Origin of the sequence: Virgibacillus doumboii (genome assembly GCF_902806455.1) — a bacterium.
Taxonomy (GTDB): domain Bacteria; phylum Bacillota; class Bacilli; order Bacillales; family Amphibacillaceae; genus Lentibacillus; species Lentibacillus doumboii.
The window spans coordinates 1,352,051-1,378,202 of the sequence record NZ_CADCWQ010000001.1 but is presented as its reverse complement, the minus strand read 5'-3'; the positions used below and the strand labels follow the sequence as shown (position 1 = coordinate 1,378,202).

The 26,152-nt window shown below is 39.2% G+C and carries 22 protein-coding genes; 7 read left to right on the top strand and 15 right to left on the bottom strand.

What is annotated here, in order from left to right; genetic code table 11:
- Positions 1–223 precede the first annotated feature (223 nt).
- Entirely contained in the window at positions 224–661 is a 438-nt protein-coding gene (locus tag G6R02_RS06570) for a YslB family protein (protein WP_164668440.1), read from the top strand.
- Positions 662–698: 37 nt separating this feature from the next.
- Here the strand turns inward: G6R02_RS06570 and uvrC are convergent, their stop codons facing one another.
- From uvrC to zapA, 12 genes are all read right to left on the bottom strand, one after another.
- A complete protein-coding gene (uvrC, locus tag G6R02_RS06565; RefSeq protein WP_164668439.1) occupies positions 699–2,477 on the bottom strand; it encodes an excinuclease ABC subunit UvrC in 1,779 nt (592 codons plus the stop codon).
- Positions 2,478–2,600: 123 nt separating this feature from the next.
- On the bottom strand, positions 2,601–2,915 hold the full coding sequence (trxA, locus tag G6R02_RS06560; protein ID WP_164668438.1) for a thioredoxin: 315 nt from the start codon (positions 2,913–2,915) through the stop codon (positions 2,601–2,603).
- Positions 2,916–3,609: 694 nt separating this feature from the next.
- Positions 3,610–4,581, bottom strand: a complete 972-nt coding sequence (locus tag G6R02_RS06555; RefSeq protein WP_164668437.1) for an electron transfer flavoprotein subunit alpha/FixB family protein — start codon at positions 4,579–4,581, stop codon at positions 3,610–3,612.
- Positions 4,582–4,608: 27 nt separating this feature from the next.
- Positions 4,609–5,382, bottom strand: a complete 774-nt coding sequence (locus tag G6R02_RS06550; RefSeq protein ID WP_164668436.1) for an electron transfer flavoprotein subunit beta/FixA family protein — start codon at positions 5,380–5,382, stop codon at positions 4,609–4,611.
- 20 nt (positions 5,383–5,402) lie between these two features.
- Positions 5,403–6,179: an enoyl-CoA hydratase gene (locus G6R02_RS06545; protein WP_164668435.1), complete on the bottom strand. Its 777-nt coding sequence runs from the start codon at positions 6,177–6,179 to the stop codon at positions 5,403–5,405.
- Positions 6,180–6,194: 15 nt separating this feature from the next.
- Entirely contained in the window at positions 6,195–6,782 is a 588-nt protein-coding gene (gene fadR, locus G6R02_RS06540; protein WP_164668434.1) for a fatty acid metabolism transcriptional regulator FadR, read from the bottom strand.
- A 133-nt stretch (positions 6,783–6,915) separates the two neighbouring features.
- Entirely contained in the window at positions 6,916–8,613 is a 1,698-nt protein-coding gene (locus G6R02_RS06535; RefSeq protein ID WP_164668433.1) for a long-chain-fatty-acid--CoA ligase, read from the bottom strand.
- 186 nt (positions 8,614–8,799) lie between these two features.
- Positions 8,800–9,207 (bottom strand): DUF350 domain-containing protein, encoded by a 408-nt coding sequence (locus G6R02_RS06530; protein ID WP_164668432.1) that lies wholly within the window; start codon positions 9,205–9,207, stop codon positions 8,800–8,802.
- A gap of 28 nt (positions 9,208–9,235) precedes the next feature.
- Positions 9,236–11,578 (bottom strand): endonuclease MutS2, encoded by a 2,343-nt coding sequence (locus tag G6R02_RS06525; RefSeq protein ID WP_164668431.1) that lies wholly within the window; start codon positions 11,576–11,578, stop codon positions 9,236–9,238.
- Positions 11,579–11,608: 30 nt separating this feature from the next.
- Positions 11,609–13,327 (bottom strand): DNA polymerase/3'-5' exonuclease PolX, encoded by a 1,719-nt coding sequence (polX, locus tag G6R02_RS06520; RefSeq protein ID WP_164668430.1) that lies wholly within the window; start codon positions 13,325–13,327, stop codon positions 11,609–11,611.
- 694 nt (positions 13,328–14,021) lie between these two features.
- Positions 14,022–14,579 (bottom strand): CvpA family protein, encoded by a 558-nt coding sequence (locus tag G6R02_RS06515; RefSeq protein WP_164668429.1) that lies wholly within the window; start codon positions 14,577–14,579, stop codon positions 14,022–14,024.
- A 6-nt stretch (positions 14,580–14,585) separates the two neighbouring features.
- The gene (zapA, locus tag G6R02_RS06510) at positions 14,586–14,846 is read right to left on the bottom strand and encodes a cell division protein ZapA (protein ID WP_164668428.1); all 261 of its coding nucleotides are present in this window, start codon (positions 14,844–14,846) and stop codon (positions 14,586–14,588) included.
- 146 nt (positions 14,847–14,992) lie between these two features.
- On the opposite strand from zapA, the gene rnhC reads away from it, so the two are divergent.
- A complete protein-coding gene (gene rnhC / locus G6R02_RS06505) occupies positions 14,993–15,928 on the top strand; it encodes a ribonuclease HIII (protein ID WP_164668427.1) in 936 nt (311 codons plus the stop codon).
- A 43-nt stretch (positions 15,929–15,971) separates the two neighbouring features.
- Here rnhC and pheT read toward each other — a convergent pair whose 3' ends face one another.
- The 3 genes from pheT to G6R02_RS06490 all read right to left on the bottom strand — a co-directional run bounded on the left by pheT (position 15,972) and on the right by G6R02_RS06490 (position 20,507).
- Positions 15,972–18,398: a phenylalanine--tRNA ligase subunit beta gene (gene pheT / locus G6R02_RS06500; protein ID WP_164668426.1), complete on the bottom strand. Its 2,427-nt coding sequence runs from the start codon at positions 18,396–18,398 to the stop codon at positions 15,972–15,974.
- Positions 18,398–19,447 (bottom strand): phenylalanine--tRNA ligase subunit alpha, encoded by a 1,050-nt coding sequence (pheS, locus tag G6R02_RS06495; protein WP_164668425.1) that lies wholly within the window; start codon positions 19,445–19,447, stop codon positions 18,398–18,400. The genes pheT and pheS overlap by 1 nt, the downstream gene beginning before the upstream one ends.
- A 319-nt stretch (positions 19,448–19,766) precedes the next feature.
- The gene (locus G6R02_RS06490; protein ID WP_164668424.1) at positions 19,767–20,507 is read right to left on the bottom strand and encodes a TrmH family RNA methyltransferase; all 741 of its coding nucleotides are present in this window, start codon (positions 20,505–20,507) and stop codon (positions 19,767–19,769) included.
- Positions 20,508–20,611: 104 nt separating this feature from the next.
- Between G6R02_RS06490 and sspI the strand changes: the two genes are divergently transcribed.
- The 5 genes from sspI to G6R02_RS06465 all read left to right on the top strand — a co-directional run bounded on the left by sspI (position 20,612) and on the right by G6R02_RS06465 (position 26,148).
- On the top strand, positions 20,612–20,830 hold the full coding sequence (gene sspI / locus G6R02_RS06485) for a small acid-soluble spore protein SspI (RefSeq protein ID WP_164668423.1): 219 nt from the start codon (positions 20,612–20,614) through the stop codon (positions 20,828–20,830).
- Positions 20,831–21,019: 189 nt separating this feature from the next.
- Positions 21,020–22,612 (top strand): DUF6583 family protein, encoded by a 1,593-nt coding sequence (locus tag G6R02_RS06480; protein ID WP_246202524.1) that lies wholly within the window; start codon positions 21,020–21,022, stop codon positions 22,610–22,612.
- A 536-nt stretch (positions 22,613–23,148) separates the two neighbouring features.
- A complete protein-coding gene (locus G6R02_RS06475; protein WP_164668422.1) occupies positions 23,149–24,369 on the top strand; it encodes an ABC transporter permease in 1,221 nt (406 codons plus the stop codon).
- Positions 24,366–25,484: an ABC transporter permease gene (locus G6R02_RS06470; RefSeq protein ID WP_164668421.1), complete on the top strand. Its 1,119-nt coding sequence runs from the start codon at positions 24,366–24,368 to the stop codon at positions 25,482–25,484. Before G6R02_RS06475 ends, G6R02_RS06470 begins: the two co-directional genes overlap by 4 nt.
- Positions 25,477–26,148 (top strand): ABC transporter ATP-binding protein, encoded by a 672-nt coding sequence (locus G6R02_RS06465; protein WP_164668420.1) that lies wholly within the window; start codon positions 25,477–25,479, stop codon positions 26,146–26,148. The genes G6R02_RS06470 and G6R02_RS06465 overlap by 8 nt, the downstream gene beginning before the upstream one ends.
- Positions 26,149–26,152 lie beyond the last annotated feature (4 nt).

Sequence of the window (26,152 nt, the reverse complement as noted above, 5' to 3'; positions counted from 1 at the left end):
TTTATTGTACTTCTAACTATATAAGGCGTCAAGAAAAGGGCTAACATATTTTATTTATGTGATTTTCCTCATGTTTTTCATGGATTTCTTCCAAAAAATTCGTTAGGAAGCTTGCACATTGACTGGATTATATAGATAATAAGACTAGTAAACTTCAAAGAAAATCTCGAACATCGTGACCAGTGCTTTGTGAATTGGTTACTGACAGGAAAGGATGACATCAATGGCAAAGGATCAGGAATCCATGTCTGTTGCACTTTTGGATGACCTTCATACATCTGGTGCTGGGTATGACATACTCCGGTATATAAGTTTACCTGAATTATTAGGAACGGAATCAAATACGCTATTATACTTCATGGGCAAGAATCTTGCTAGAAAATTAGAGATACAGACAATATCAGATATTATTTATTCATTCGATAAATTGGGTTGGGGCAGGCTTGAACTTGTGAAAGAAAAGAAGAAAGTACTGACCTTTCACTTAATGGCAGACGCTGTCGTATATCGTTTAAGTGCTCCCTTTGATACGGAATTTCGTCTGGAGGCAGGCTTTTTGGCCGAGGCACTCCAATCCATTAAAAGCAGGCCTTGCGAGTGTACCGAGGAAATAAATAAAAAAATACATCAAGTGGAATTTTCGGTTGTTTATACGGATTAAAATAAGAAGCGAAACAAATGAATGGTTGTTTCGCTTCTTATTTTTCATTATTCAGATGTTCCAATACAACCTCGGCTATGTTTATCGGTATGCCAAGTTTGGTGATATCGCGCAACGATGCTTTTTTTATTTCATTCACCGATTTGAAATGTGTCAGTAATAACCTTCTGCGCTTTTCCCCGACACCCGGAATTTTATCCAGCTCTGATTGAAATAAACTTTTCCCGCGCAGCTGCCGGTGAAATGAAATCGCAAATCGATGAACCTCATCCTGAATCCGTTGCACCAGATAAAATTCCTGCGATTTTCTGGACAACGGTATAATGGTCGGCGGTACCCCATACAAAAGTTCACTCGTCTTGTGTTTATCATCTTTTGCCAGTCCACATAATGGGATATCCAGACCAAGTTCATTTTCCAGAACATCAAGAGCCGCACTCATTTGTCCTTTACCACCGTCCACAATAATCAAATCCGGTAATGGGAGGTTATCTTTCAGCACCCTCGTATAGCGGCGGCGGATAACTTCACGCATCGTTTCATAATCATCAGGACCTTGTACATCCCTGATCTTATATTTACGATACTCCTTTTTGTTCGGACGTCCATCTGTAAAAACAACCATTGCCGAAACGGGATCTGCCCCTTGAATATTTGAGTTATCAAATGCTTCAATACGGTGCGGCATTTCGATATGAAGAGCTTCGCCAAGCTTTTCCACTGCCGAAATGGTTCGCTCCTCGTCCCGTTCAATAATCGAAAATTTCTCCTTTAGTGCAATAGATGCATTTTTTTCTGCTAATTCCACGAGTTCTTTTTTACGTCCTCTGAATGGTGTATGCACATTAATTTCCAACAGTTTACTCAATATATCCGTATCCGTACCAATCGGCACAAGTAATTGTTTCGGCTTCAAATGGTGATGATGCAAATAAAACCTGCCGATAAAGCTGATAAACGTATCAGCAGGATCATCAAAAAATGGAAATATGGAAACATCACGTTCAATTAATTTCCCCTGTCTTACAAAAAAGACCTGTATACACATCCAGCCCTTATCATAACTGTATCCAAAAATATCACGATTAATTTGGTCATTTAATGTCATCCGCTGCTGCTCCATTACCACTTCAATATGCTGTATTTGGTCACGAAATTCTTTAGCCCGTTCAAAGTTCAGGTTTTCACTTGCTTCATGCATTTTTGCGGATAAATCAGCTTTTATTTCCTTATGTCCACCATGTAAAAAAGATGTTATACTCTGGACGATTTCTTTATATGTCTCTTCGGATGCAGGTTTTTCACTGCATGCAAGACATTGCCCCATATGATAATACAGGCATACACGCCCTGGTGGGTTATTGCATTTTCTTAGTGGATATAACCGGTCAAGCAGTTTTTTGGTTTCCTTGGCTGCAAGAACATTTGGATAAGGACCAAAATATTTCCCTTTATCCTTTTTGACTTTACGTGTTATTAACAATCGCGGATGTCTTTCAGCTGTTATCTTCAAATACGGATATGATTTGTCATCCTTTAATAACACATTATATTTGGGATCATATTTTTTAATTAAATTCATTTCCAGAATAAGTGCTTCTATTTCAGAAGTTGTTACAATATATTCAAAATCTACTATTTCCTGTACCAGCCGTTGTGTTTTTTTATCATTCGCACCTGTAAAATAAGAACGTACCCGGTTTCGCAATAACTTGGATTTTCCGACATATATCACGGTGCTGTTCTTATCTTTCATTAAATAACATCCAGGCTGTGATGGAAGAACGGCTAATTTTTCTTTGATTTGCTGATTCATAGATAACTCATCCCTTAATTTCTCAATACACATCACTTATGTACTTCATACTATAAGAATCCCTTGTTACGATAAGCAACAAGGGATTGAAATTCTAGTTCACTATACTATTATAACACTTGTTTATGCGTGTTTGTTAATTAAATCAACAAGCGCTTCTTTTGGTTGGAAACCAACAACCTGATCGACAACATTGCCGTCTTTAAATAGTAACAATGTCGGAATACTCATTACACCGAATTTACCGGCTGTTTCCTGGTTTTCATCTACATCAAGTTTTACGATTTGTACTTTTTCTTCCATTTCACCATCTATTTCTTCTAAAACAGGTGCAATCATTTTACAAGGTCCGCACCATGGTGCCCAAAAGTCAGCTAATACAAGACCTTCAGAAGTTTCTTTGGTAAAATTTTGATCTGTTACATGAGTAATTGCCATTTCATTTCCCTCCTCAATCAAGCTTTAAACCGAGTATATCACCGTTAGTATATCCTTGCTAATACTTTGCTTATTCATTTTAAGTAAAACAGTTTTAGTGAGGAACTATTTGAATACATTAATGCTTTTCAACAGTTGACGTAAACTGCGAACTAAATTGAAAAAAAGTTAAGCGCAATAACACCGCTGCGGAAATACACTTCGCTTTCACGCCTCCGGGTACCAAGGCGACATCTGCTCAAAAAGTGAGTTTTCGCAGTGTCTTCTTAGCCGTGGGCGGCTGATGAGCCTCTCCGTGTTGTCACACTACGAGTCTCACCTAGGACTCTGCTCCCACAGGAGTCTCCGTGTATTTCCTCCGCTGGTTTTTACTTTAATAAATGTAAGGATATTTCAATATTATTAAACCATTAAAACCAGCAGCTGGAATATGCGTGACTCCTGCGGGAAGAAAAGCCTAGGTGAGACTTCGAAGCGCGACAGCGATTCGTAGGCTCACCAGCTGCCCGCGGAAAGCGAGTATATTCCAGCTGCGGTATCAGTGAGCATTAATAGATTTTAGTTCGCAGTTTAAGCAACTTTTCAAGTAAAATTTAACGCTTATAAAATAATGTAAACTGCAAAAAACCTATACAATAGAAAGCTAAAATATTACTGTAAAAGACCTGGTCAAATCGACCAGGTCTTTAAAGGGTTATTTTACTTTCTTAATTTCTTCAATCAATGTCGGAATCACGTCAAACAAGTCTCCAACAATTCCATAATCGGCAACATTAAATATGTTTGATTCCGGATCTTTGTTGATTGCAACAATTACTTTTGAGTTGGACATACCGGCCAAGTGCTGGATTGCACCTGAAATACCTACTGCAATATATAAGTCCGGTGTTACAACTTTACCTGTTTGCCCGATTTGAAGTGAATAATCACAATAATCTGCATCACAGGCACCACGTGATGCACCAACAGCACCGCCCAATACGTCAGCTAGTTCATATAAAGGTTTGAACCCGTCTGCACTTTTGACACCGCGGCCACCCGCTACAATAACGTTTGCTTCTGATAAATCCACACCTTCAGAAGCCTTTCTGATTACATCTTTAATTACTGTACGGAGGTCTGCAACATCTACGTCTTTTGATGTTACATCACCTGTACGTGAATCATCACGGTCTAATGCAGGAATGTTGTTTGGACGGATCGTAGCAAATGTTAACCCGCTTGTAATAACTTTCTTTTCAAATGCTTTCCCGGAATAGATCGGTCTGATGAAAGCTGCTTTATCTCCATCAACATCTATGTCCGTTGCATCCGAAATCAGTCCAGTTTCCAGTTTACTTGCAAGCTTTGGAGTCAGATCCTTCCCAATTGCTGTATGTCCCATAATGATTCCATCTGGTGATTCGTCATCGATAACTGCAAGTACCGCCTGACCATATCCCTCTGAAGTATATGTTTTTAAATTATCATGCTGAACAGTTACAACCCGGTCTGCACCATAATAAATCATTTCCTGTGCCTGGTCATTCAGGTCACTGTCACTGCAAATAACGCCTACAATTTCACCATTAGAATTTATTTTTTTAGCAGCTGCAATTGCTTCAAATGTTACATTACGCAATGCGCCATCTCTTGCTTCGCCAATTACCAGTAGTTTATCACTCATGAGAGTTTCTCCTTTCTGTAATAAGGTTTACAGTACTTTTGCGTCATTTTTAAGCAAAGAAACCAATTCCTTAACTTGATCGCCAATTTCACCTTCGAGAACCCGTCCTGCTTCTTTTTCCGGTGGCAGGTAAATATCAACTGTTTCTGTTTTTGCTTCTACATCATCTTCATCAAGATCTAAATCATCTATTTCCAGTTCTTCCAATGGTTTTTTCTTGGCTTTCATAATACCTGGAAGTGAAGGATATCTGGGATCATTCAGACCCTGTTGGCAAGTAACAAGTACTGGAAGGCTTGTTTCCACCTTCTCTACGTCACCTTCAACGTCTTTATCTATTTTCACTGTTTCCCCGTCAATTTCCAAAGCAGTAATAGTAGTAACATATGGAATATCAAGGCTTTCCGCAAGTCTCGGTCCAACCTGGCCGCTTGCTTCGTCAATGGCAACATTTCCTGCCAGAATTAAATCTGCTTCTTTATCTTCAAAATAAGCATGCAGAATTTTAGCTGTTGTATACTGATCACCGTCTTCAAGGTCATCTTCGGTATTAATTAAAACAGCTTTATCAGCACCCATTGCCAGAGCCGTACGCAATTGTTTTTCAGAGTCTTCATCTCCAACTGTGACAACCGTAACTTCACCACCGTGTGCATCGCGTTGGTTAATCGCTTCTTCCACGGCATACTCATCGTACGGATTGATAATAAATTCCGCACCATCATCTTCAATTTGACCATTTGAAACGTTAATTTTTTCTTCTGTATCAAATGTTCTTTTCAGCAATACATATATGTTCATAAATGATATCCTCCTTTAGTCTACTTATCCTGAAAGTTAGGCTTCCTTTTCTCGATAAAGGCCTGAACGCCTTCTTTCGCGTCATCGGAACCAAATATTTTTCCAAATGCCTCCGATTCTTTTTTAACTCCTTCAGCAAACTGTTTCGTTTTTGCATAAGGAATCAACTGCATTATATGGTTAATCGATAGTTTACTTTTTGCCGCAATCGTATCAGCAAGATTAAATGCTGTATCAAAAACTTCTTCTTCCTTTACAGCATGGTTTGCCAAACCGAAAGACGCAGCTTCCCCGCCGCTGATAGGCTTACCTGTAAGAATCATTTCATATGCTTTTGCTGTGCCAACATATTGCGGTAAACGCTGGGTGCCGGCAAATCCGGGGATAATACCAAGTGTCAGCTCAGGTAATCCCAGTTTGGCATTCTCTGAAACGATCCGAATATGGCAAGACATCGCAAGCTCCAATCCACCACCTAATGCGGCACCATGGATAGCAGCAATAACCGGAATTGAAAAATGCTCGATTCGGTCAAATAAATCCTGACCTCTTCCTGCCAGAGATTCGTAATCGGATGCATTTTGTAACGAAGTAAATTCTTTAATATCAGCCCCGGCTGAGAAAAATTTCCCTTCTCCTTTTATGACGATTGATTTAATATTATTGTTATCGTTTTCAATTTCGTCAAGCCTTTTTTCCAGGTCCTCTAATAGATTACTAGATAGTGCGTTTGCCGGTGGACTTTGAATCGTCAATATGGCAACCTGGTCTTTTACTTCATATGCTAATGTTCCCAAATCAATCCCCCTCCACTATTTTTTAACGGAAAGACCGTTTGTAATTAATGCGTGAACAGTCGGTGCCTGCTCTTCAAGGTCATATCTCCGTTCTTTCATTACCCAGTTTGTAACCGTTTCATCCAGCGTGCCGAAAATCATTTGTCTGACAAGAGGGATATTTAAATCATCGAAAAATAGTTTTTCATTGATTCCCTCTTTTATAATATCATCAATTACAACCAAATACGGCTTTAAAACGTTATTAATTTTCAAACGCAATTCTGTATTTGACTGTCTTAATTCCAATTGCGTGACTACAGCTAAGTGATGATCACTGGCAAGCTGGTGAAAATGCATTTCAATTAACGTAAGCAGTTTTTCGTCGGCATTTTGTTTCTGATTGATGCTGTGGGCAATCTGTTCGATAAACTGTCCCATTTTTTCCTCGAAAACGGATACTAGTATATCTTCTTTATTTTTAAAATAAAGATAGATTGTGCCGTCAGCAACTCCAGCCTTTTTCGCGATTTTCGATACTTGTGAAGCATGATAACCATTATCCGCGATTACTTCAACTGCTGCCTCGATAATTTGTTTGAATTTTGGTTTGTTTTTTTTCATGATAATCTCCTTAGCATGTACCTATAGCCCACAAACTGAATGAATAGTCATTCATATTTTTATTTTACAAAGACAAATTAAAATTGTCAATACTGGGCCTGTCCTTTTCCATTTTAAAAAAAGAATGCTGTGCTTACACGGTAGTGGTGTTATTCTCCATTTTTTCTTTTTCTTCATCAACCAATTTCCTTCGTAATATCTTCCCAACTGCTGTTTTTGGAAGTTCATCACGGAATTCGTAAATTTTAGGTGCTTTGTATGCCGCTAAATTTTTTCTGCAGTACGCGTTCAATTCTTCTTCCCCAAGCTCCTGACCGGATTTCAGCACGACATATGCTTTGACTGTTTCACCACGGTATGGATCGGGAATTCCGGCAACTACAGCTTCCTGTACTGCTTCATGCTCATATAAAACTTCTTCCACTTCTCTTGGATAAATGTTATATCCACCAGCGATAATCATATCTTTTTTACGGTCAACAATGTAAAAATATCCATCCTCATCCATATATCCCATATCACCGGTAAACAGCCAACCGTCCTTTAATACATTATCTGTCTCTTCCTGGTTATTCCAATAGCCTTTCATAATCTGTGGCCCACTGACTGCTAATTCCCCTACTTCTCCAACATCAGCAGCTTCCATGGATTCCATTTTGAATACCTGTGCGTCTGTATTCGGCCATGGTAATCCGATACTTCCGTTGACCCGTTTTGTCCAGACAAAATTAGCATGCGTAACCGGTGATGATTCACTTAATCCATACCCCTCCACCAAGCGTCCGCCTGTAACTTTCTCAAATTGTTCCTGAACTTCCGATGGTAAAGGAGCAGATCCACTGATACAGGCTTCAACCGACGATAAATCATATTTTTTCAGGTCGGGATGATTCAATAAACCTATATAAATAGTCGGCGCTCCCGGAAATAGTGTTGGCTTTTGTTTATGAATCGTTTTAAGTACTTCCTCCGCATCAAATTTCGGAAGCAATACCATTTTGGAACCAAACATCACCGACATATTCATTACGGTGGTCATTCCATACACGTGAAAAAAAGGTAATACGCCTAACACTGTTTCTTCCCCGGGTTTAGTCTTGTATAACCAAGCCTGACACATTTGTACATTGGAAACAAGATTATAGTGTGTAAGCATGACACCTTTTGGATGGCCCGTGGTACCGCCAGTATATTGAAGTAATGCCAGATCCTCTTTTGGATCAATTTCAATTGGGTTATACTCCTCGTTGCCATTCTCAATAATCGTTTGCCACACATGTGTATCTTCTGATTCTTCCACTTTTACAACCATATTGTACTGTTTCTTCTGGATAAACGGGTAAATCAGGTTTTTCGGAAATGGCAAATAATCTTTAATACCTGTTACGATTGTATGCTCAATTGATGTATTTCCCCTGACATTGGTAACTCTCGGCAATAAAATGTCCAGGCAGACAATAATAGTTGCTCCGGAATCATTTAATTGGTATTCCAGTTCCCTTTCCATGTATAAAGGGTTTGTCTGTACAACAATTGCACCTGCCATTAATGCTCCGTAATAACTGATAACTGATTGCGGGCAGTTAGGCAGCATGATGGCAACCCTGTCACCTTTTTCTACCCCTAATGATTGAAGATAGTTTGCCATCTTCCTTGCTTGTGAATACAGTTCCGAAAATGTCATTTCCTTTCCCATAAAATGAAGCGCTTTCTTTTTTGCGTATTTTTCAGCAGAGTCTGCCAAGAAAGATTGCAGCGATATTTCATCATATGCTATTGTAGTTGGAATCTCTGCCGGATAATGGACATGCCAGCGTTTTTCCTCCATCATATTTCTCCTCCTTTTTTACTATGGCTATTTTCATTATACCGATTAATTAGTATTTTTTGAAATTTTATTTATTATTTTAGTAAAAAGAATTTGTTAAATTAAATATATGATGCCTACAATAACAAAAATAACAGCAACAACAATTAAAATTTTAGCCAGCCTATCCAGAATCAATATCCTCGCCCCTTATCCAATACTTGCACCGATAACAAATGCCAATCCAATGGAAATTATCATCGATATCAAACCGACTGCATTATTTCCTTTACCAATTTCCTCATCCACGTTTATCGTTGGTGTCAAAAATTCAAAAATTATGTACCCAAGCAATAATAAGATGAAACCGAAAACTCCCCAGCCAATACTCTCAAACAGTGTATCATTGTGTTCAATCGAATAGCGGAAGATGGTGGCAATACCAAATATTTTGCCACCTGTTGCCATTGCTACAGCGAAATTACCGTGCTTGATTTCCTGCCAATTACGATATGATGTTACAAGTTCAAACAGCGACAGAAAGACGATCGTGCAAAGAATAACCACACTGTATCTGGCAGCTGTTTCCACAAAAATATTCTCCCAAAAACCGGTCATTGTTCATACTCCCCTTCACCACTTCCATTTAGCGCAGTTCAAGTACAGTAACACCACTGCCACCTTCACCTGCTGCGCCAGGTCTTGCATCGGAAATCCTTGGATGTTTCTGCGCAAATTCTTTTACACCTTTTCGTAATGCGCCAGTACCTTTCCCGTGAATAATCGATACTTTTGGATAACCTGCAAGCAGTGCATCATCAAGGTATTTTTCCAACTTAGATAACGCATCTTCAAACCGTTCGCCGCGTAAGTCCAGTTCAGTTTTAACATGGTAGTTGGAACCTTTAACTGTTGTTAGTGGTTTTTCTGTATAGGTACTCTTTTTGCTGACAAGCTGCAGGTCTTCCCTTTTTACTTTTACTTTCATCACGCCGACCTGCACAAGATATTCCTTATCACTGGCTTTTTCAAGAATGGTTCCGTGTTGATTCACTGTAAGTAATTTTATTTCATCACCAGGTTGTAACTGCTGATTGGAAGCAGATTTCTTTTTAGGAGTGTCTTTTTTCTTTACAGACAGGTCGGGTTGGGCCTCTTCTAGCATTTTCCGGGCTTCAATCCATTCATGTTCTTTAAGTTGTGCATCGGTTTTCATATTACGGATCTCATCTACAATCGCTTCAGCTTCAACGCGCGCTTTCTGCAGAGCTTTTTCAGCTTTTTCCTCCGCCTTTTTATATAGCCCTTCACGTTTTTCTTCAAACTGTTTCCATTCTTTCACGATATCATTGCGCAATTGTTCACTTTCCACTAATATTTCATGCGCATTTTGATATTCGGATTCTGCCTGTCTTTGCGACTTTTCCAGGGAAGCTATCATATTCTCGACACTTTTGGAATCGATGCCAATATGACTTTTTGCCTGATTAATAATTGTTTCATCCAGACCAAGCCTTTTAGAAATTTCAAATGCATTACTGCGACCGGGAACACCTATCAGTAATCGATAGGTTGGTTTTAATGTCTCAACATCAAACTCTACCGACGCATTGACAACATTATCCCGATTGTACCCATAAGCTTTTAATTCGGGATAGTGAGTGGTTGCGATTACCCGGGCACCGCGGGAAATCACTTCATCCAGAAGCGACATTGCCAGAGCAGCACCTTCCTGGGGGTCTGTGCCTGCGCCAAGTTCGTCAAAAAGTACCAGCGAATTATGATTAACTTGTTTAAGGATGGAAACAATGTTTGTCATATGTGATGAAAACGTACTTAAGTTTTGTTCAATTGATTGTTCATCACCAATATCTGCAAAAACATCTTCAAATACAGCCATTTCACAACCATCAAGTGCTGGAACCCCAAGACCGGACTGTGCCATCACCGTACATAACCCGATCATTTTTAATGTAACTGTTTTACCGCCTGTATTTGGTCCGGTTATCACAATCGACGTGTAGTTTTCCCCGATTTCAACATCATTTGCAATTGCTTCATCCATTTCAAGCAATGGATGACGAGCCTGTTGCATTTTTATAATGCCTTTATTATTTATTTTCGGCATGGCAGCTTTCATTTGCACACCTAATTTTGCTCTCGCTGTAATAAAATCTATTTTAGCCAGCACGTCAACATTTTCATAAAGTGCCGCTTCGTTGGCCGCTATATGCCCGCTTAATTCCCGCAGTACCCGGTCAATCTCCTGCCGCTCTTTTACTTTTGCTTCCTGCAATTGATTGTTCATATCAACTACAGACTTTGGCTCCATAAACAATGTTGACCCTGATGCGGACTGATCATGGACAATTCCGCCGATTGTCCCGCGGTATTCCTGTTTAACCGGCAGAACATACCGATCGTTACGGATTGTTATAATCGCATCAGAAAGCATTTTACTTTTCGATTTTGTATAGCTGTCCAATTTATCACGTACTCTGCTTTCATACGTTCTTATTGAGGAACGGATGCTGCGCAGTTTATCAGAAGCACTGTCCATCACCTGTCCATTATCATCAACACAGCTGTTTATATGGATTTCCAACTCTCGTAACGCAACAATCTGCTGTGCAAATTCTTTTAAAATAGGTAAATCCTCTTCTATTTTTTCAAGAAATCCTTTTACCTGACGACCGCCATATAATGTATTGGCAACATCCAGACATTCCCCGGCATTTAGTACACCACCAATAACACTCCGTTTAATGCTTGGACGGATATCAGAAATTCCGCCTAAAGGTATCGCTTTGTTTAATCGGAGAATTTGACTGGCCTCGTCAGTTTCATCATGCAAGCTTTTCACTTCTTCTATATTTACGGAAGGTTTTAAGCTGGAACATAAGTCCTTGCCAATCATTGTAGCTGCATGGCTATTCAATTGTTCGATTATTTTATTGAATTCAAGTACACGGAGAATTCGATCATTCATTCTGACTTGCTCCTTTTAACGGTAACCTTATTACTTATTACGATTCATAAAGTCAATTAGTTTCGATTTGGACCATGTATTAAGTACAGTTTCCTTTTTAATCCAGCCTTTGCGGGCAACTCCAACACCATATTTCATATGTTCCAGCATGTAATAATCGTGAGCATCCGTATTAATGGCAATTCGCACACCTGCATCCTGCGCTTTCCGTACCCATTCAGCAGACAGATCAAGACGGTTTGGATTAGCGTTAATTTCCAAAGCCGTACCTGTTTCCCTGGCTCGTTCAATCAGCTTGTCAACATCCACTTTGTATCCATTACGGCGGCCAATAAGTCTGCCTGTTGGATGTGCAATCAACGATACATATGGGTTTTCCAATGCAGCATCCAATCTTGCCATTATTTTTTCCTCGGATTGATTAAAGCTGGAATGAATCGCACCAATTACAAAGTCCATTTCTTTTAAAAATTCATTATCAAAATTTAATGTTCCATCGGGTAAAATATCCATTTCAACACCGGCAAAAATATGGATATCGTTATATTTTTCATTCAGCTTTTCTATCTCTTTACGTTGTTTGCGAAGCCTTGTTTCATTTAAACCGTTTGCAACCTGCAAAAACTTGGAATGATCTGTAATGGTTATATAATCATACCCTTTTTCACGCGCACGATTCACCATCTCTTCTAAAGATTGTGCGCCATCACTCCATGTCGTATGCATATGAAGGTCCCCACGGATATCGTCCAATTCAATCAACGGAACATGTTCGTTGAAAGATTCCACCTCACCGGTATTTTCACGAACTTCAGGCGGAATGAATTGTAACCCGAAATGTTCAAAAAACTGTTGTTCATTCTCAAATGTCAGGTTTTCGCCGGTTTCTTCAATTTCAACTCCATATTCATTAATTTTTTCACCTTTTTCTTTGGCGAGCTGGCGCATAGCTACATTATGGTCTTTGGATCCGGTAAAATGATGCAATGTTGATGCAAATTCATTCGGAGCAACAATCCGAAAATCAACATTCACATCATAGGCATCTTCCAATGTAACCGAAACTTTTGTATCACCTTTTGCAATAACTTCTTTAATGTTTTCTATTTCCAGCAGCGCATCACGAACTGCGGCAGGATTTTCAGACGCAATAATGAAATCAATATCTTTTATCGTTTCACGCATCCTCCGTAAACTTCCTGCACGGGAATATTCATAAATGTCCGGTACAGCACTTAAATAGGACTCAATCCATTCAGCAATTGGCAGCATGAATGCAATCGGCAAACGTTCAGGGCGACTGTTTGCATCTTCCAGCGCCGCAACTATTTTTTCTGCCGTTTTTTTCCCAAATCCTTCAAGACTTTCCACTTTCCTACTCTGACAGGCCTGTTTTAGAGTTTCTGCATCTTTCACACCAAGCTCCTGGTACAGTTTCGCCAGTTTTTTACCACCAAGTCCCGGCAAATTTAAAAGTGGAATCAGCCCCTTTGGAATTTCATCTTCCAGTTGTGTCAGTGTTTCAGAAGTTCCATTCTCGACATATTCCTCAATTACCGCACTTGTTCCCTTTCCAATTCCTTTTATTTTGGTAAAGCTTTCGATATCCGTCAGAGATCGATCATCACGTTCAAGCGCCTGCGCTGCCTTTCGATAAGCAGATATCTTAAATGGATTTTCACCTTTAAGTTCCAAATATATAGCGATTTTTTCAAGTAATTTAATAACATCTTTTTTATTTACAGTCATCAAAATTCACCTGTTTCTTTTAAACTTTTATCGTATTTTTGTTACCCTTTCCCTCACAGTTGATATAAAATGCGCCTTAATCGCCGCGTATGATTTCCGCTCCGGGTAGTCGCTTTCACACCTCCAGGTACCAGGGCGCGGGCAATGTTTCAGCCGTTGCTTTTCCCGCAGGAGTCAACTCCCCTCCGCACCAATCATACTCTGGTACAGTGCAAAGAAACGCATTATAGCATAGTGTTGCCTTTACAACAGTACCAAAGTAAAGTGAACTAAACCCAGCGGAGGAAATACATGCCCCTGCATCAGGGGTATGCCGACGTTGGCCGACAAGGCCGGTTTTAGTCGGCCTTCCTTCTTACGGGAGCAGAGGCCTAGATGAGACTCGTAGTGCGACTAGCACGGAGAGGCTCATCAGCCGCCCACGGCTAAGAAGACACTGCGAAAACTCACTTTTTGAGCAGATGTCGCCTTGGTACCCGGAGGCGTGAAAGCGAAGTGTATTTCCGCAGCGGTGTTATAGCACTCAATCTTTTTTAACAATTTCCGACGCAGTTTATATCTTATGTGTCAATATCAATAAATTTTTTAATAACAGTTTACTTTTATAATCTAAAAAGACTGATTCACAGTAAGGTTATTCTTATTGTACATGACAATAAGTATCCCCTCAATTCTTTGAATCAGCCCTCGTTGTTTAGTTGGAATTAAGCAAATCATCAACATGTGTAAACCATAATGACCTGATTTCCTCTGATAGAAATGGTGTTTTTTCTATGATAAACAGTGCCACGGATGAATCGTTTATCCATGTCTGAATTCCACCTAATGGTGTTAATGCCAATATGTACAAGACTATGAAAATCAAAAGATAGACTTCCACAAAACCTAAAATTGCACCAAGCAGTTTATTAACCGAATGCAAAATAGGAAGATCAGCTACAAAGTCCAGCATGGAAGCAATGATTTGCAAAATTATTTTTGCCGCGAAAAAGATAATTGCAAAAGCGATTGCATTATAAAAGGCTCCCTCAAGGGGCAATGCTTCCAGAAAGTCAGCCCATGCACTATTATTCTCCAATTCAGGATATGGAATCCATAACGCAAGCCGAGGTGATAACTGATCATAATATAAAGCAGCAAGTATGAATGCTGCGATAAATCCAAGTAAATGAAAGGCCTGTAACACAAACCCTCTTTTTAATCCAACGAAGAATCCAAATAATAATAAAATAACTAAGATAAAATCTACCATATGATACTATTCCTCTTTCTTATTTAGTGATCCCAGCAATTCTGCATACTCCTCTTTTAGTTTCATATAATCGTTCATTGTATTAACAGCGGTCAGTACTGCCAATTCCGTTGTTGTCAGTTGCTGATTCAGTTCATGAATTTCACGCATTTTCTGATCTACGAGACTTGCAACCAGTCGTACATGCTGTGGTTTTTCTGTTCCAACAATCGTATAAGGTCTATTATGTATATCAACTGTTACACGTGTTTTGTCATCTTGGGTCACACGAATACCCCCCTAATAGAAAATAGTTCACTTTATATTAACACAAAGACTACCAATCAGGAAACTGTTCTTCATAATAAAAACAAACATTTCAATTATTTCGTTCGTTTGCTATAGTAAAATGAGATAAGAATTGGAGGATTGTCATGCCACAGAAAGTATACGTTTTAAATCAAGCTATAATTGAACAAATGAAGCAAAGCTATACAGATAAATTGCAGCCTGCACCACAGGGAGCTGTTTTTCGTGCCAAAACAGCCAACGCGGTGATAACTGCCTATAAATCAGGAAAGGTTATGTTTCAGGGAAGTACTCCTGAAATGGAAGCGAAAAATTGGATTAATGAGTCAACGAAGGAATCGGTAAAACCGACAAAGCCTAAGAAAAAAACAACGACTGCCTTTTCACCACCGGACTCACTTTTTACTTCCAGTCATATTGGTTCAGATGAAGCAGGGACAGGTGATTATTTTGGACCGATAACAGTGGCTGCTGTTTTCGTTAAAAAAGACCAAATGGAATTGCTGAAAGAATTGGGAGTACGTGATTCCAAAAACCTGTCAGATACTTCCATCCGAAAAATAGCCAAAGATATTCTCCATCTTGATTTACCTTATTCCCTAATGGTGTTGCGGAATGAGAAGTATAATAGCTTACAAAAAAGAGGCTGGTCACAGGGAAAAATGAAAGCTATGCTGCATCATCACGCAATAAACAATTTACGTCAAAATATAGAATCACAACAGGTGGATGGTATTTTAATCGATCAATTTTGTGACCCTGAAATTTATAAAAAGCATATTGGTTCCGAACAGCAAACACTTGCAGATAAAACCTATTTTATGACAAAAGCAGAAAGTTACTCCATCGCGGTTGCGGCAGGTTCCATTATCGCGAGGGCCAGCTTTTTAAAAGAGATGGATAAGCTGTCTGAGAAAACAGGATTCACACTGCCAAAAGGGGCTTCAGCAAAGGTCGACCAGACAGTCGCCAGGTTTATAAAAGCAAAGGGTAAAGATATGCTGAACAAATGTGCGAAAACCCATTTCGCAAATACGAAGAAGGCACAAAAATATATTTAAAAATATCGCAGTCACCTTTGAAAGGTGGCTGCGACTTTATTAATTATGATCTTACATATGCATTATACTTCTCATTAACCTTACCAACAATTTCCTGATACGATTCTTCTACCTCATCATCTTTTAATGTTTTTTCAGGGTCCTGGTAAAGCAGACTGTAAGCAACTGATTTTTTTCCTTCTGGTAAATGTTCCCCTTTATACACATCGAATATCTGAACATTTTGTACCACTGGTGCACCAATTTCTTCAATCATTTCTTTTATATCCCCTGCCTGAACGTCCGCATCCACGATAAACGCTATATCCCTTGTAACAGATGGATATTTTGGAATTGGTTTATATGCTGGTACATTTTTATAGGCCGCCAATACTGCCTCCATATCGATATCAAAGACATATGTCTCTTTAATTTCCATTGTCTTTTCAAGTTTTGGATGAACTTGCCCGATAAATCCAACTACACGATTATCAACCTGAATCGTTGCACATCGTCCTGGATGCATTGCCGGAAGTTTTGCCTGCGCAAATGAAACAGGAATATTTAAAAAGTCAAACAGTCCTTCAACAATACCTTTCACAAGGTAGAAGTCAACTTGTTTTTTCTCCTGCTGCCACTGGTGCGTCACCCATGAACCGGTTAGTGCGCCGGATAAGCGTAACTTTTCATCCGGTTGTTTTGAGAGTACTTTTTCCCCAGAAATAAATATATTGCCAAGCTCAAAGTACGCCATATTTGCTTGGTTACGTGCACGGTTATACGCTAATGACTGCAATAATCCAGGGAGCATGCTCAAACGTAAATATTTATGATCTTCACTCATCGGCATTGCCAGTTGAACGGGATTAATGTCTGTTTCATGCAGTTCAGGACTCAGAAGCATTTTCACGTTTGCGTCACTGGTTAGGGAATATGTGATTGTTTCCATTAAACCCGCACTTTGCAGATAGCTTTTCACTTCCCGTTTTAGAAGCTGTCTTTTGGTTAATCCGCCAGCTTGTGATGATCCTTCAGGCAATGTAAACGGTAAATTATCATATCCGTATAGACGGGCAACTTCCTCAAGCATATCCTCGAAGATTGTAATATCTCCGCGACGTGTCGGAACATTTATGGTAAATCGCTCATTATCCTGTTCATATGAAAAACAAAGCTTGTTTAAAATCTCTCCTATTTCCGTAGTGCTGATTTGTGTTCCCAGACGTCTGTTAATTTCTGTTGCGTCAATTTCCACCACTTTTTCTGAACGGTCCAATTCATCAAAAGTCACAACATCAGCTAAAACAGTTGCCCCGGCATATTTTTCAAGCAAATGACATGCGCGGAGACCAGCTTGTTTTACACGATTCGGGTCTACTCCCTTTTCAAAACGTGTACTTGATTCGCTGCGCAGACCTGTATCGAGTACTGCTTTTCGAACTACAGAAGGGGCAAAATATGCTGCTTCCAGTAAAACGGTCGTTGTTTGGTCATTTACTTCTGTACTTGCTCCGCCCATCACACCTGCCATCGCTACAGGTTCTTTTCCATTTGTAATGACAAGATGATCGTTCGAAAGGTTTCTTTCTTCATCATCAAGTGTAACAAGCTTTTCATCCTGTTCGGCGCGGCGGACCAGGATTTTCTCGGAATTCAGTAAATCATAATCAAACGCATGAAGCGGCTGACCATATTCTAATAATACATAGTTCGTAATATCAACCACATTATTAATCGGCCGAATACCTGCTGCCATCAGTGCATTTCGCATCCATAACGGTGAAGGCTTTATTTCAACATCCTTAACAACAAATGCTCCATAAAATGGATTTAATTCAGGGTCATCCACCTCAACAGATATATAATTCTCTGCTTTTTCATCGCTCTTACTTACATCTTCACTTGGGAGGTTGATATCTGTATCCAGAATCGCGGCTACTTCATAGGCAACACCAAGCATACTCAGGCAATCAGCACGGTTTGGTGTTAAATCAAATTCCAGTACAGCATCATTTAAATTCAGTAATGGTTCAACACTTTCTCCAACTGTTACTTCCTCAGGGAAAACAAAGATTCCTTCTGCGATATCTTTCGGCACATACTTATCTTCAATACCCAGTTCCTGGAGTGAACAGATCATGCCATTTGATTCAACACCGCGGAGTTTAACCTTTTTAATTTTAAAGTTTCCCGGTAATACTGCGCCAGGTTTGGCAACTGCCACTTTTTGACCTTGCCTTACGTTTGGTGCACCACAAATAATCTGTAACTTTTCATCTCCAACGTCCACCTGACAAAGATTTAATTTATCTGCGTTTGGATGTTTTTCACAGGATTCTACATACCCAACAACTACACCTTTGCTTTGTTCGGCGATATATTCGATTCCATCTACCTCAATGCCTGTTTTTGTAATTTTTTCTGCTAGTTCTTCAGGAGAAATTGATCCAATATCCACGTAATTTTTTAACCAGTTTAATGATACTAACACTACATTGTACCCCCTTTTGCATGGTGATATTGACTTAAGAACCGGACATCATTTGTATAGAATTGACGTATATCATCGATCCCGTATTTCAGCATGGCAATTCGTTCAGGGCCCATTCCAAAAGCAAAGCCTGTATATTTTTTCGAATCATACCCAGCCATCTCCAGAACTCTCGGATGAACCATTCCACCGCCTAATATTTCTATCCAGCCACTCTGTTTACAAACGGAACAGCCCTCACCATTACACACCTTACATGAAATATCCATTTCAACTGATGGTTCAGTGAATGGGAAAAAGCTTGGACGGAGACGTATTTCCCGGGTCTGGCCAAACATTTTCTTTGCAAATCGGTCCAGTGTTCCTTTCAAATCACTCATGCGGACATTTTCATCAACATATAGCCCTTCAATCTGTGTGAACTGATGGGAGTGTGTTGCGTCATCCGTGTCACGACGATAAACTTTTCCGGGGCAAATCATTTTAACTCCCTGCTTCCCCTTATATTGCAGCATTGTCCTAGCCTGAACCGGTGATGTGTGTGTACGCAGCAATAATTCATTTGTAATATAAAATGTATCCTGCATATCACGTGCCGGGTGGCCTTTCGGTAAATTCAACGCCTCAAAGTTATAGTAGTCAGTTTCAACTTCAGGGCCTTCCCTTACTTCAAATCCCATGCCAATAAATAAATCCTCTATTTCCTCGACTATGCTTGTTAATAAATGAGCACCGCCAAGCTGAACAGGACGGCCGGGCAATGTCACATCAAGTGCTTCTTTTTCAAGTTGCTCTTCTAAAGCAGCCTGCTCAAGAACCTCACTTTTTTGTTCGATCTCGCCTGTTATGGACTCGCGAACTTTATTGGCAATCTCACCAACGACAGGACGTTCTTCTTTGGACAGTTTACCCATCCCGCGCAATACGCTGGTAAGTGAGCCTTTTTTACCTAAATAAGTTACTTTAATATCCTGAAGCTCTTTTAAATCGGTTGCCTGTTTGATTTTATCCAGTGCTTCAGCCTGAATAGCCTCCAATTGCTCTTTCATTTATATTCCTCCTTAAAATATAAAAAGCCCCATCCCTGAAAAGGGACGAGGCTGTTGTTTCGCGGTACCACCCTTGTTGACACAATTATCGTGTCCAACTTAACTTGATAACGGATATATCATCCGGAACATCTTTACTTGCTTGATGCAAGGTCCAAATGTCAGCTCCAGAGTGAAACAGCAACAATTCACCGGTAGAAATGCTTCCAGTCTATGACATTTCTTCCCTTTACCGACTCGTTTATTGTTACCAGGCTCTTTCTCAGCTTCCTGTTTAAATTTCTTTTATTATAGATAATTTGTGGAAAGGTTTCAACTTCTACCTCTTAATATAATACATTAATATTCCCGCTGCAACACTTACGTTAAGCGATTCCGCCTTTCCATATATCGGAATCCTAACATTGTAATCCGCCATATTGACAACTTTCTCATGGATTCCTGCACCTTCATTCCCGACAATTAATGCCGTTTTATCCCCTGGATCAGCCTCTTCATAGGAAACAGCATTGGATAAAGAAGATGCCCAGACATTAAATCCGCTTTTCTTTAATTTCAGTATTTGATCAATAATATCCACTTGTAAAATAGGCAAATGAAACAATGACCCTTGCGTTGACCGGATAACCTTGTCATTATACATGTCCACTGTTTTCTCGCCAAGCATAACAGCATCAAATCCAGCCGCATCAGCGGTTCTAATAATCGTTCCTAAATTTCCGGGATCCTGAATTGAATCAATTAACAGAACGGCTGAAGCATCAGTTATCTCACTGCTGACTTTCATTTTCACAATTGCCGCTATACCTTGAGGTGTTTTTGTACAGGATATATGCTGTGAAACGTTCTCACCAACAAACGTAACAGGAAAATCATTGCACCAAGATGGATATTCTGCCCCTTCCTGCACGATTATTTCAACAAATTCCCAGTTACTGTTAAAAGCTTCTTCGATTAAATGAAAGCCTTCAATAAAAAAAGTACCTGTTTGTTCACGGCCTTTACGCTTGTGCAGTTTATTCCATTTTTTCACCTTATCATTTTGTACCGATGTAATCATTTATTGTTCATTCCTATTCAAACATATTTATTGTTACATCATACATATTTTGTCCTGTTCCGGTCAAACTATCGTTAGTTTAAATAATTGTGTGAGGTGTTCTTATGGATATGAATTTAAGAAAGGCAATATTATCCAATATTGCTTCAAATGACCAGGAGCAACTGGAAGCAACCATTGTTGATGCGATTCAAAATGGTGAAGAGAAAATGCTTCCAGGTTTAGGTGTATTGTTTGAACTGATCTGGAATCAATCGGATGAACAGGATAAACAAGACATGGTTAACGCGTTGGAACAGGGTGTAAAACAAGCGTCTGACTAAATTTAAATTAATACTTCCCAAAGTTACAAGAGATGGATGCATTTGCATCTGTCTTTTTATTTTTTATATTTTCAACTAAATAGTACCTTGTTTTTCCAAACTGACTACAATCATAAACATTTATGGTAAAATAATATGAACATCATACATATATTCAAATAGGGAGATACATAAGGGGAGGAGAATACGATGAATGGAACGAAAGTGTTATCAAAAAGGGCTATCATAATATCATTAGTTGTCATTCTTATTGCCGGTGGGAGCGTTGCTGCATATGTTCTGCTTGATTTATCTGCTAAGCAGCAATATTTTCTTGCAGAAAAAAGTTCAATTGAATATGTAGCCGATAAAGTAAAAGAACGCTATGAACCGGAATTAAATTGGTACAAGCATACTGAAGAAAATCCTACCGAAACAACTTTAGAGTTTTCCGGAAAATACAACGATCCAAATGCAATGAACAATTTTGGAGTAATGGGGCCGGCACAAATTATAAATAATTCGACACTTACCATTACTACTGCAATGGATAAAAATAAAAAACATATGGCCACACAAATAAACGCCAGTATGGGGACAATCGAGGTTGGTGACATTAATCTATACTTAACAGCAGATAAAGTCATGCTAGGCTTGCCTTTTCTCGATGAACTACTTCAATTAAATGGTGACGACCTTGGGAAATTATTGAAGGAAGTTGACCCCCAGAAATTTACAGGAGAAGAAAAACTTGATTTTAATGCCTTTTTTGAAGGATCAAACGGCTTTATCAATAAAGAGGATCAGGAATATATCAAAAAAGAGTATCTGGAAATGATCTATGATGAGTTACCTGAGAAATCATTTGAACTGACAGAGGAAACAGTAAATGTAAACTCAAAGGCAATAGATACCGAAAAAATTTCAATGCATCTCTCTGAAAAACAATTGAAGAATCTTGTGTCAACTGTATTAGAAAAAATGGAAAGTGACGAAAAGCTGAAAGAAATAATCGGCGAACAAATGGTTGTTCAGCAATTTGGAGCCGGTATCACTTCTTCAAGCCTGACCCCTGAAATGCAGGACCAGGTTGATCAGCTGATTAGTGATTTTGAAACAGCAATCAAGGATGCCCAGGATGGCCTGAGAAAACTGCAAATTCCTGACGGCCTCAAGTCAACGATATGGGTTAACAACGATCTAATCGTAAAACGTGATTTTTCTGTGAAGTATGGTCTGACGGATGAAAATATGATTACGTTATCTGTTATCGGGACCCAAATGCTTGAAGATACAAGCCAGACTTTTAATTATGAGTTTGGGGCATCTGACCCAACAGGTGACTATACCATGACACTAAACGGCGAATTAGGATCGAAGGATAACGAAGTATCTGATTCTATTAAACTTGCATTTGGTGAAACTGAACTTTCCTATGAAGGTTCGGAAACACTGAACGATGGCGAGCGAGAGTTTGAACGCGTATTTTCCTATAGTGATGCTACAGGTGGAGGCAGTCTCAAATGGTCCGGAAATGCATCCTACAACAATGATCAAATGACGTCAGAGCACGATCTTTCCGTTGAAGCACCAGGAATAAGTCAGGATATGTTTGGACTTCATATTGAAAAAAGTGCCAAAACAATAAAATCCGTTGATCTTAATAACGATAAGGAAATTAAAAATATCGGTGACATGAGTATGGAAGAAATAAATCAATATATCGAAATGAAACTAAAGCCGCAGTTTCAGCAATGGATCTTTGGACTGATGGGCACCGGTGGCAGCATGAATGGGCTATAAAGGCTTCTTATGAAATTTGATATTTTCCAACGCTGTTGACATAAATTGTGAGCTAGTTTGAATAAAGTTGAGTGCAATAACACCGCTGCGGAAATACACTTCGCTTTCCGGGGGCGGCTGCTGAGCCCCCTTCGTGCTAAAGCACTCAGTGGTCTCACCGATGCCTTTCCTCCCCCAGGAGTCTCAGTGTATTTCCTCCGCTGGATATTGTTCTATCTTGAATATTAACGGTGAAAAAAATATAACCAGCAGCTGGAATATGCGAGACTCCTGCGGGAAGAACAAGCTAGGCTAGACTCGGAAGTGAGGTACGAGCTGTAGAGGCTCGGCACTTGCCCGCGGCTAAGAAGACACTGCGAAAACGAACTTTTTGAGCAGATGTCGCCTTGGTACCCGGAGGTGTGAAAGCGAGTATATTCCGGCTGCGGTGTCAGAGAACACTACTAAATGGTGATAGCAGGATCTTCTAAGTTACGTCGCATTTTATAGAAATTGTTAATTAGAAAATTGTCTTGAAATAGAATGGATGGGAATGTATGCATTTCATAAAACATCTGCTTTTATTCACACAAAATAACATCAGACAATTAAAGAGGAAGTGGCTCTCACTTCCTCTTATCATACTTTTTCCTATCATTTTGGCAGCATTATGTGCAATAATTGCTGTTTCTATTTTAATGCCTGATGAGCAAGATCCAATCCAAATAGGCCTGGTTGACAAGGATAAATCGAAAGAAACGAAAATGGTTGTCGATTTAATCGAAAGCTCATCCCAATTAGGCAGTTACATACAAATTAATAAATTGACAAATAAGCAGGCTGAGAGGCAAATAGACAATCAGCTGAGTGCCTTTGTAACTTTCCCCGAAGGTTTTACGGAAAATCTCTATAATGGAAACTCGGTCACATTACATATTACAGGCAATCCGAACAAACGAACAGAAAGCTTTGTTATCAAGGAACTTTTGGACAGCATTGCCAGGCACATTCGCACCGCACAGGCAAATATCCTGACTATTAACTACTATGCAAAGCAATTGGATATTGATAAAGAAGAGCGGACCGACATGCTGTTTAACCAATTTACCAATTTTGTTTTCTACACAGTTGGCAAGGACAAAATTATCGATGAAGAGGAAGTAACCAATAACGCCACCGGTTCAACCGTTCACTATTATGGACTCGCAGCCTGGTTTATTATTACTTCTGTATGGCTCTTAGCATTTTATTCTTTTTTTACAAAAGATGAAGAGCTTCGCATGAAACATCGAATGCGTTTATACGGCGTAACGCAAATCAGACAAATACTGGCTAAAATATTATCTGCCTTTGCAGTAAGCCTTATTTGTACAAGTATTACTTTTATTGCATACATAAAGGCAATGGACATTTCATTATATATGGAAGACTATATCCGTACAGCAACCATCATTAGTTTATACGGCATCACTTTTCTGATGGGATTAGCTGTACTCGAAACAATTTTTTCCGGACAAAAAATTCGCCTGCTTATGCAGTCTTTATTTACCTTTATAGTGATTTTATTAAGTGGTGCACTAATACCGACGCTATATTTCCCTTTATATGTACAAAATATTTTGCCCTACAGTTTTTCAAGTATTGGATTCCATTGGCTCAAGGAAATCATTTTAAATGGCAGGGTTTATGCTGATTATTTACCAATGGTCCTTCTTATGACAGCAGGTACCTTTGTTTTTATTGGATTGTCGATGTGGAAGGAGCGTGTTTCCCAATGAAACGTATAATTACAACACGCTTCATGCATTGGAAGAAGCAGGGCATCAGTCTTACCTTTTGGCTGCTCTTCCCGCTTCTGGCAACGATAAGCATTACAATGTTAACAAACACTTTACAGGAAGATTCAAAAGTTCCGGGAGGGCTTGTTTTGGAAGAAAAATCAGAACCCTCCAGTGAACTGGTGCAGGAAATAGAATCCACCCCTTTTGTCAGGGTACAAATGCTTACTGAAGATAACGCACTTTATTATTTGAAAAAACATGAGCTGGACAGCGTATTCGTTATCAATGAAGGTTTTGAGGAAAATATTCGTGAAGATAACCGTAATCAATTAATTACCGGTTATCAATCCGATCTGTCTTTTGCCTACTCACCGGTTAAGGAAATGATTTTGTCATATATTCAGCAGGAAACCGGCAGATCTAAAGCAGTATTTACTGTAAAAGAACTTGAACAGCAGTACAGTCAAAATAAAGGATGGACATATAACGAGATAGTAACGAAGAGTAAAGAAATACAGGATGATGAAAATCTTCTGGAAACAGCTTTTTCGTTTAGTGGTTCACCTGTAAGCAATAAAGAAAATAAGCGAATGTTTTCGATTTGGGGTTTATGGGCTGTTTTTAGCATCCTCGCAACTTTGCTTTTGTTTGACTGGGTTATCAGGGAAAGACACTCGAAGGCGATTATACGATTAGCTTTTACACACGTTGCATTAAAGTCATATTTGCTGCAGAACTTTATCATTTATACGATTCTGCTGTTTGCTGTTGATCTTTTTACTATCAGCCTGTTCTATTTTATTTTTGGAGAATGGATCAGCGTTATAAATCTCGTTATCTACCGGATTTTAATAAATCTGACTGCATTTTTACTTGCACATTTATTTAAAAATACCTTTTTATATTACACGGTTTCGTTTGGATTAACACTGTTCATTATCATAAGCAGTGGTGCCGTATTGCCATCGGGAATGCTTACAGATGTATCGTGGTTTGATTTGTTTAACCCGCTTCTTCCACTGCTTAAAGGAGAATTTTTCAGTTTATGGACCATATGCATCATTTTCTTTGCTATCTTGTGGCTTTTCGGAAAGGAGAGATATCATGCTTAATGTCGATTCATTAACAAAATCATATGGTAAAAAATTAATCCTGGATTCTATTTCTTTTACAGTAAAGCCGGGAGAAATAATCGGTCTCGTCGGAGAAAATGGTGCAGGAAAATCAACTATACTAAAGATTTTAGCAACCTTATCCAGGCCATCTTCAGGAAACATCTCATTAAATAATGAGTCATACAAACAAAACAGGAAATCCATTCGTAAAGAAATTGGCTATGTCGCACAGGATATTGCCGTTTGGGATGAATTTACTGTTAAAGAGAATATGATTTTTTTCGAAAAGCTTTCCTGGAAAAACAAAACGAAGGATGAACTTAGACAGATCTGCAGGGATATGAAGTTGGAAAAATGGGAGGAACCTGTTACTACACTCTCCGGAGGAATGAAGCGTAAGCTGAATCTGGCAATCAGTTTAATCCATGATCCTATGTTATTACTTTTGGATGAACCAACCGTCGGAATCGATTTAAAATCGAGAAAAGAAATTGGAGGATACCTTTATAATCAGGCAAGGAACCACGGTAAGATGATTCTTTATACTTCACACGACATGGATGAAATCGATAATTTATGTGATCGTATCCTCTGTATTGGTGAAGACCCTTTTTATCAACAAGTATTAAAGGAAAGCGGCAAGGAGCCGATATTACTATAGATGG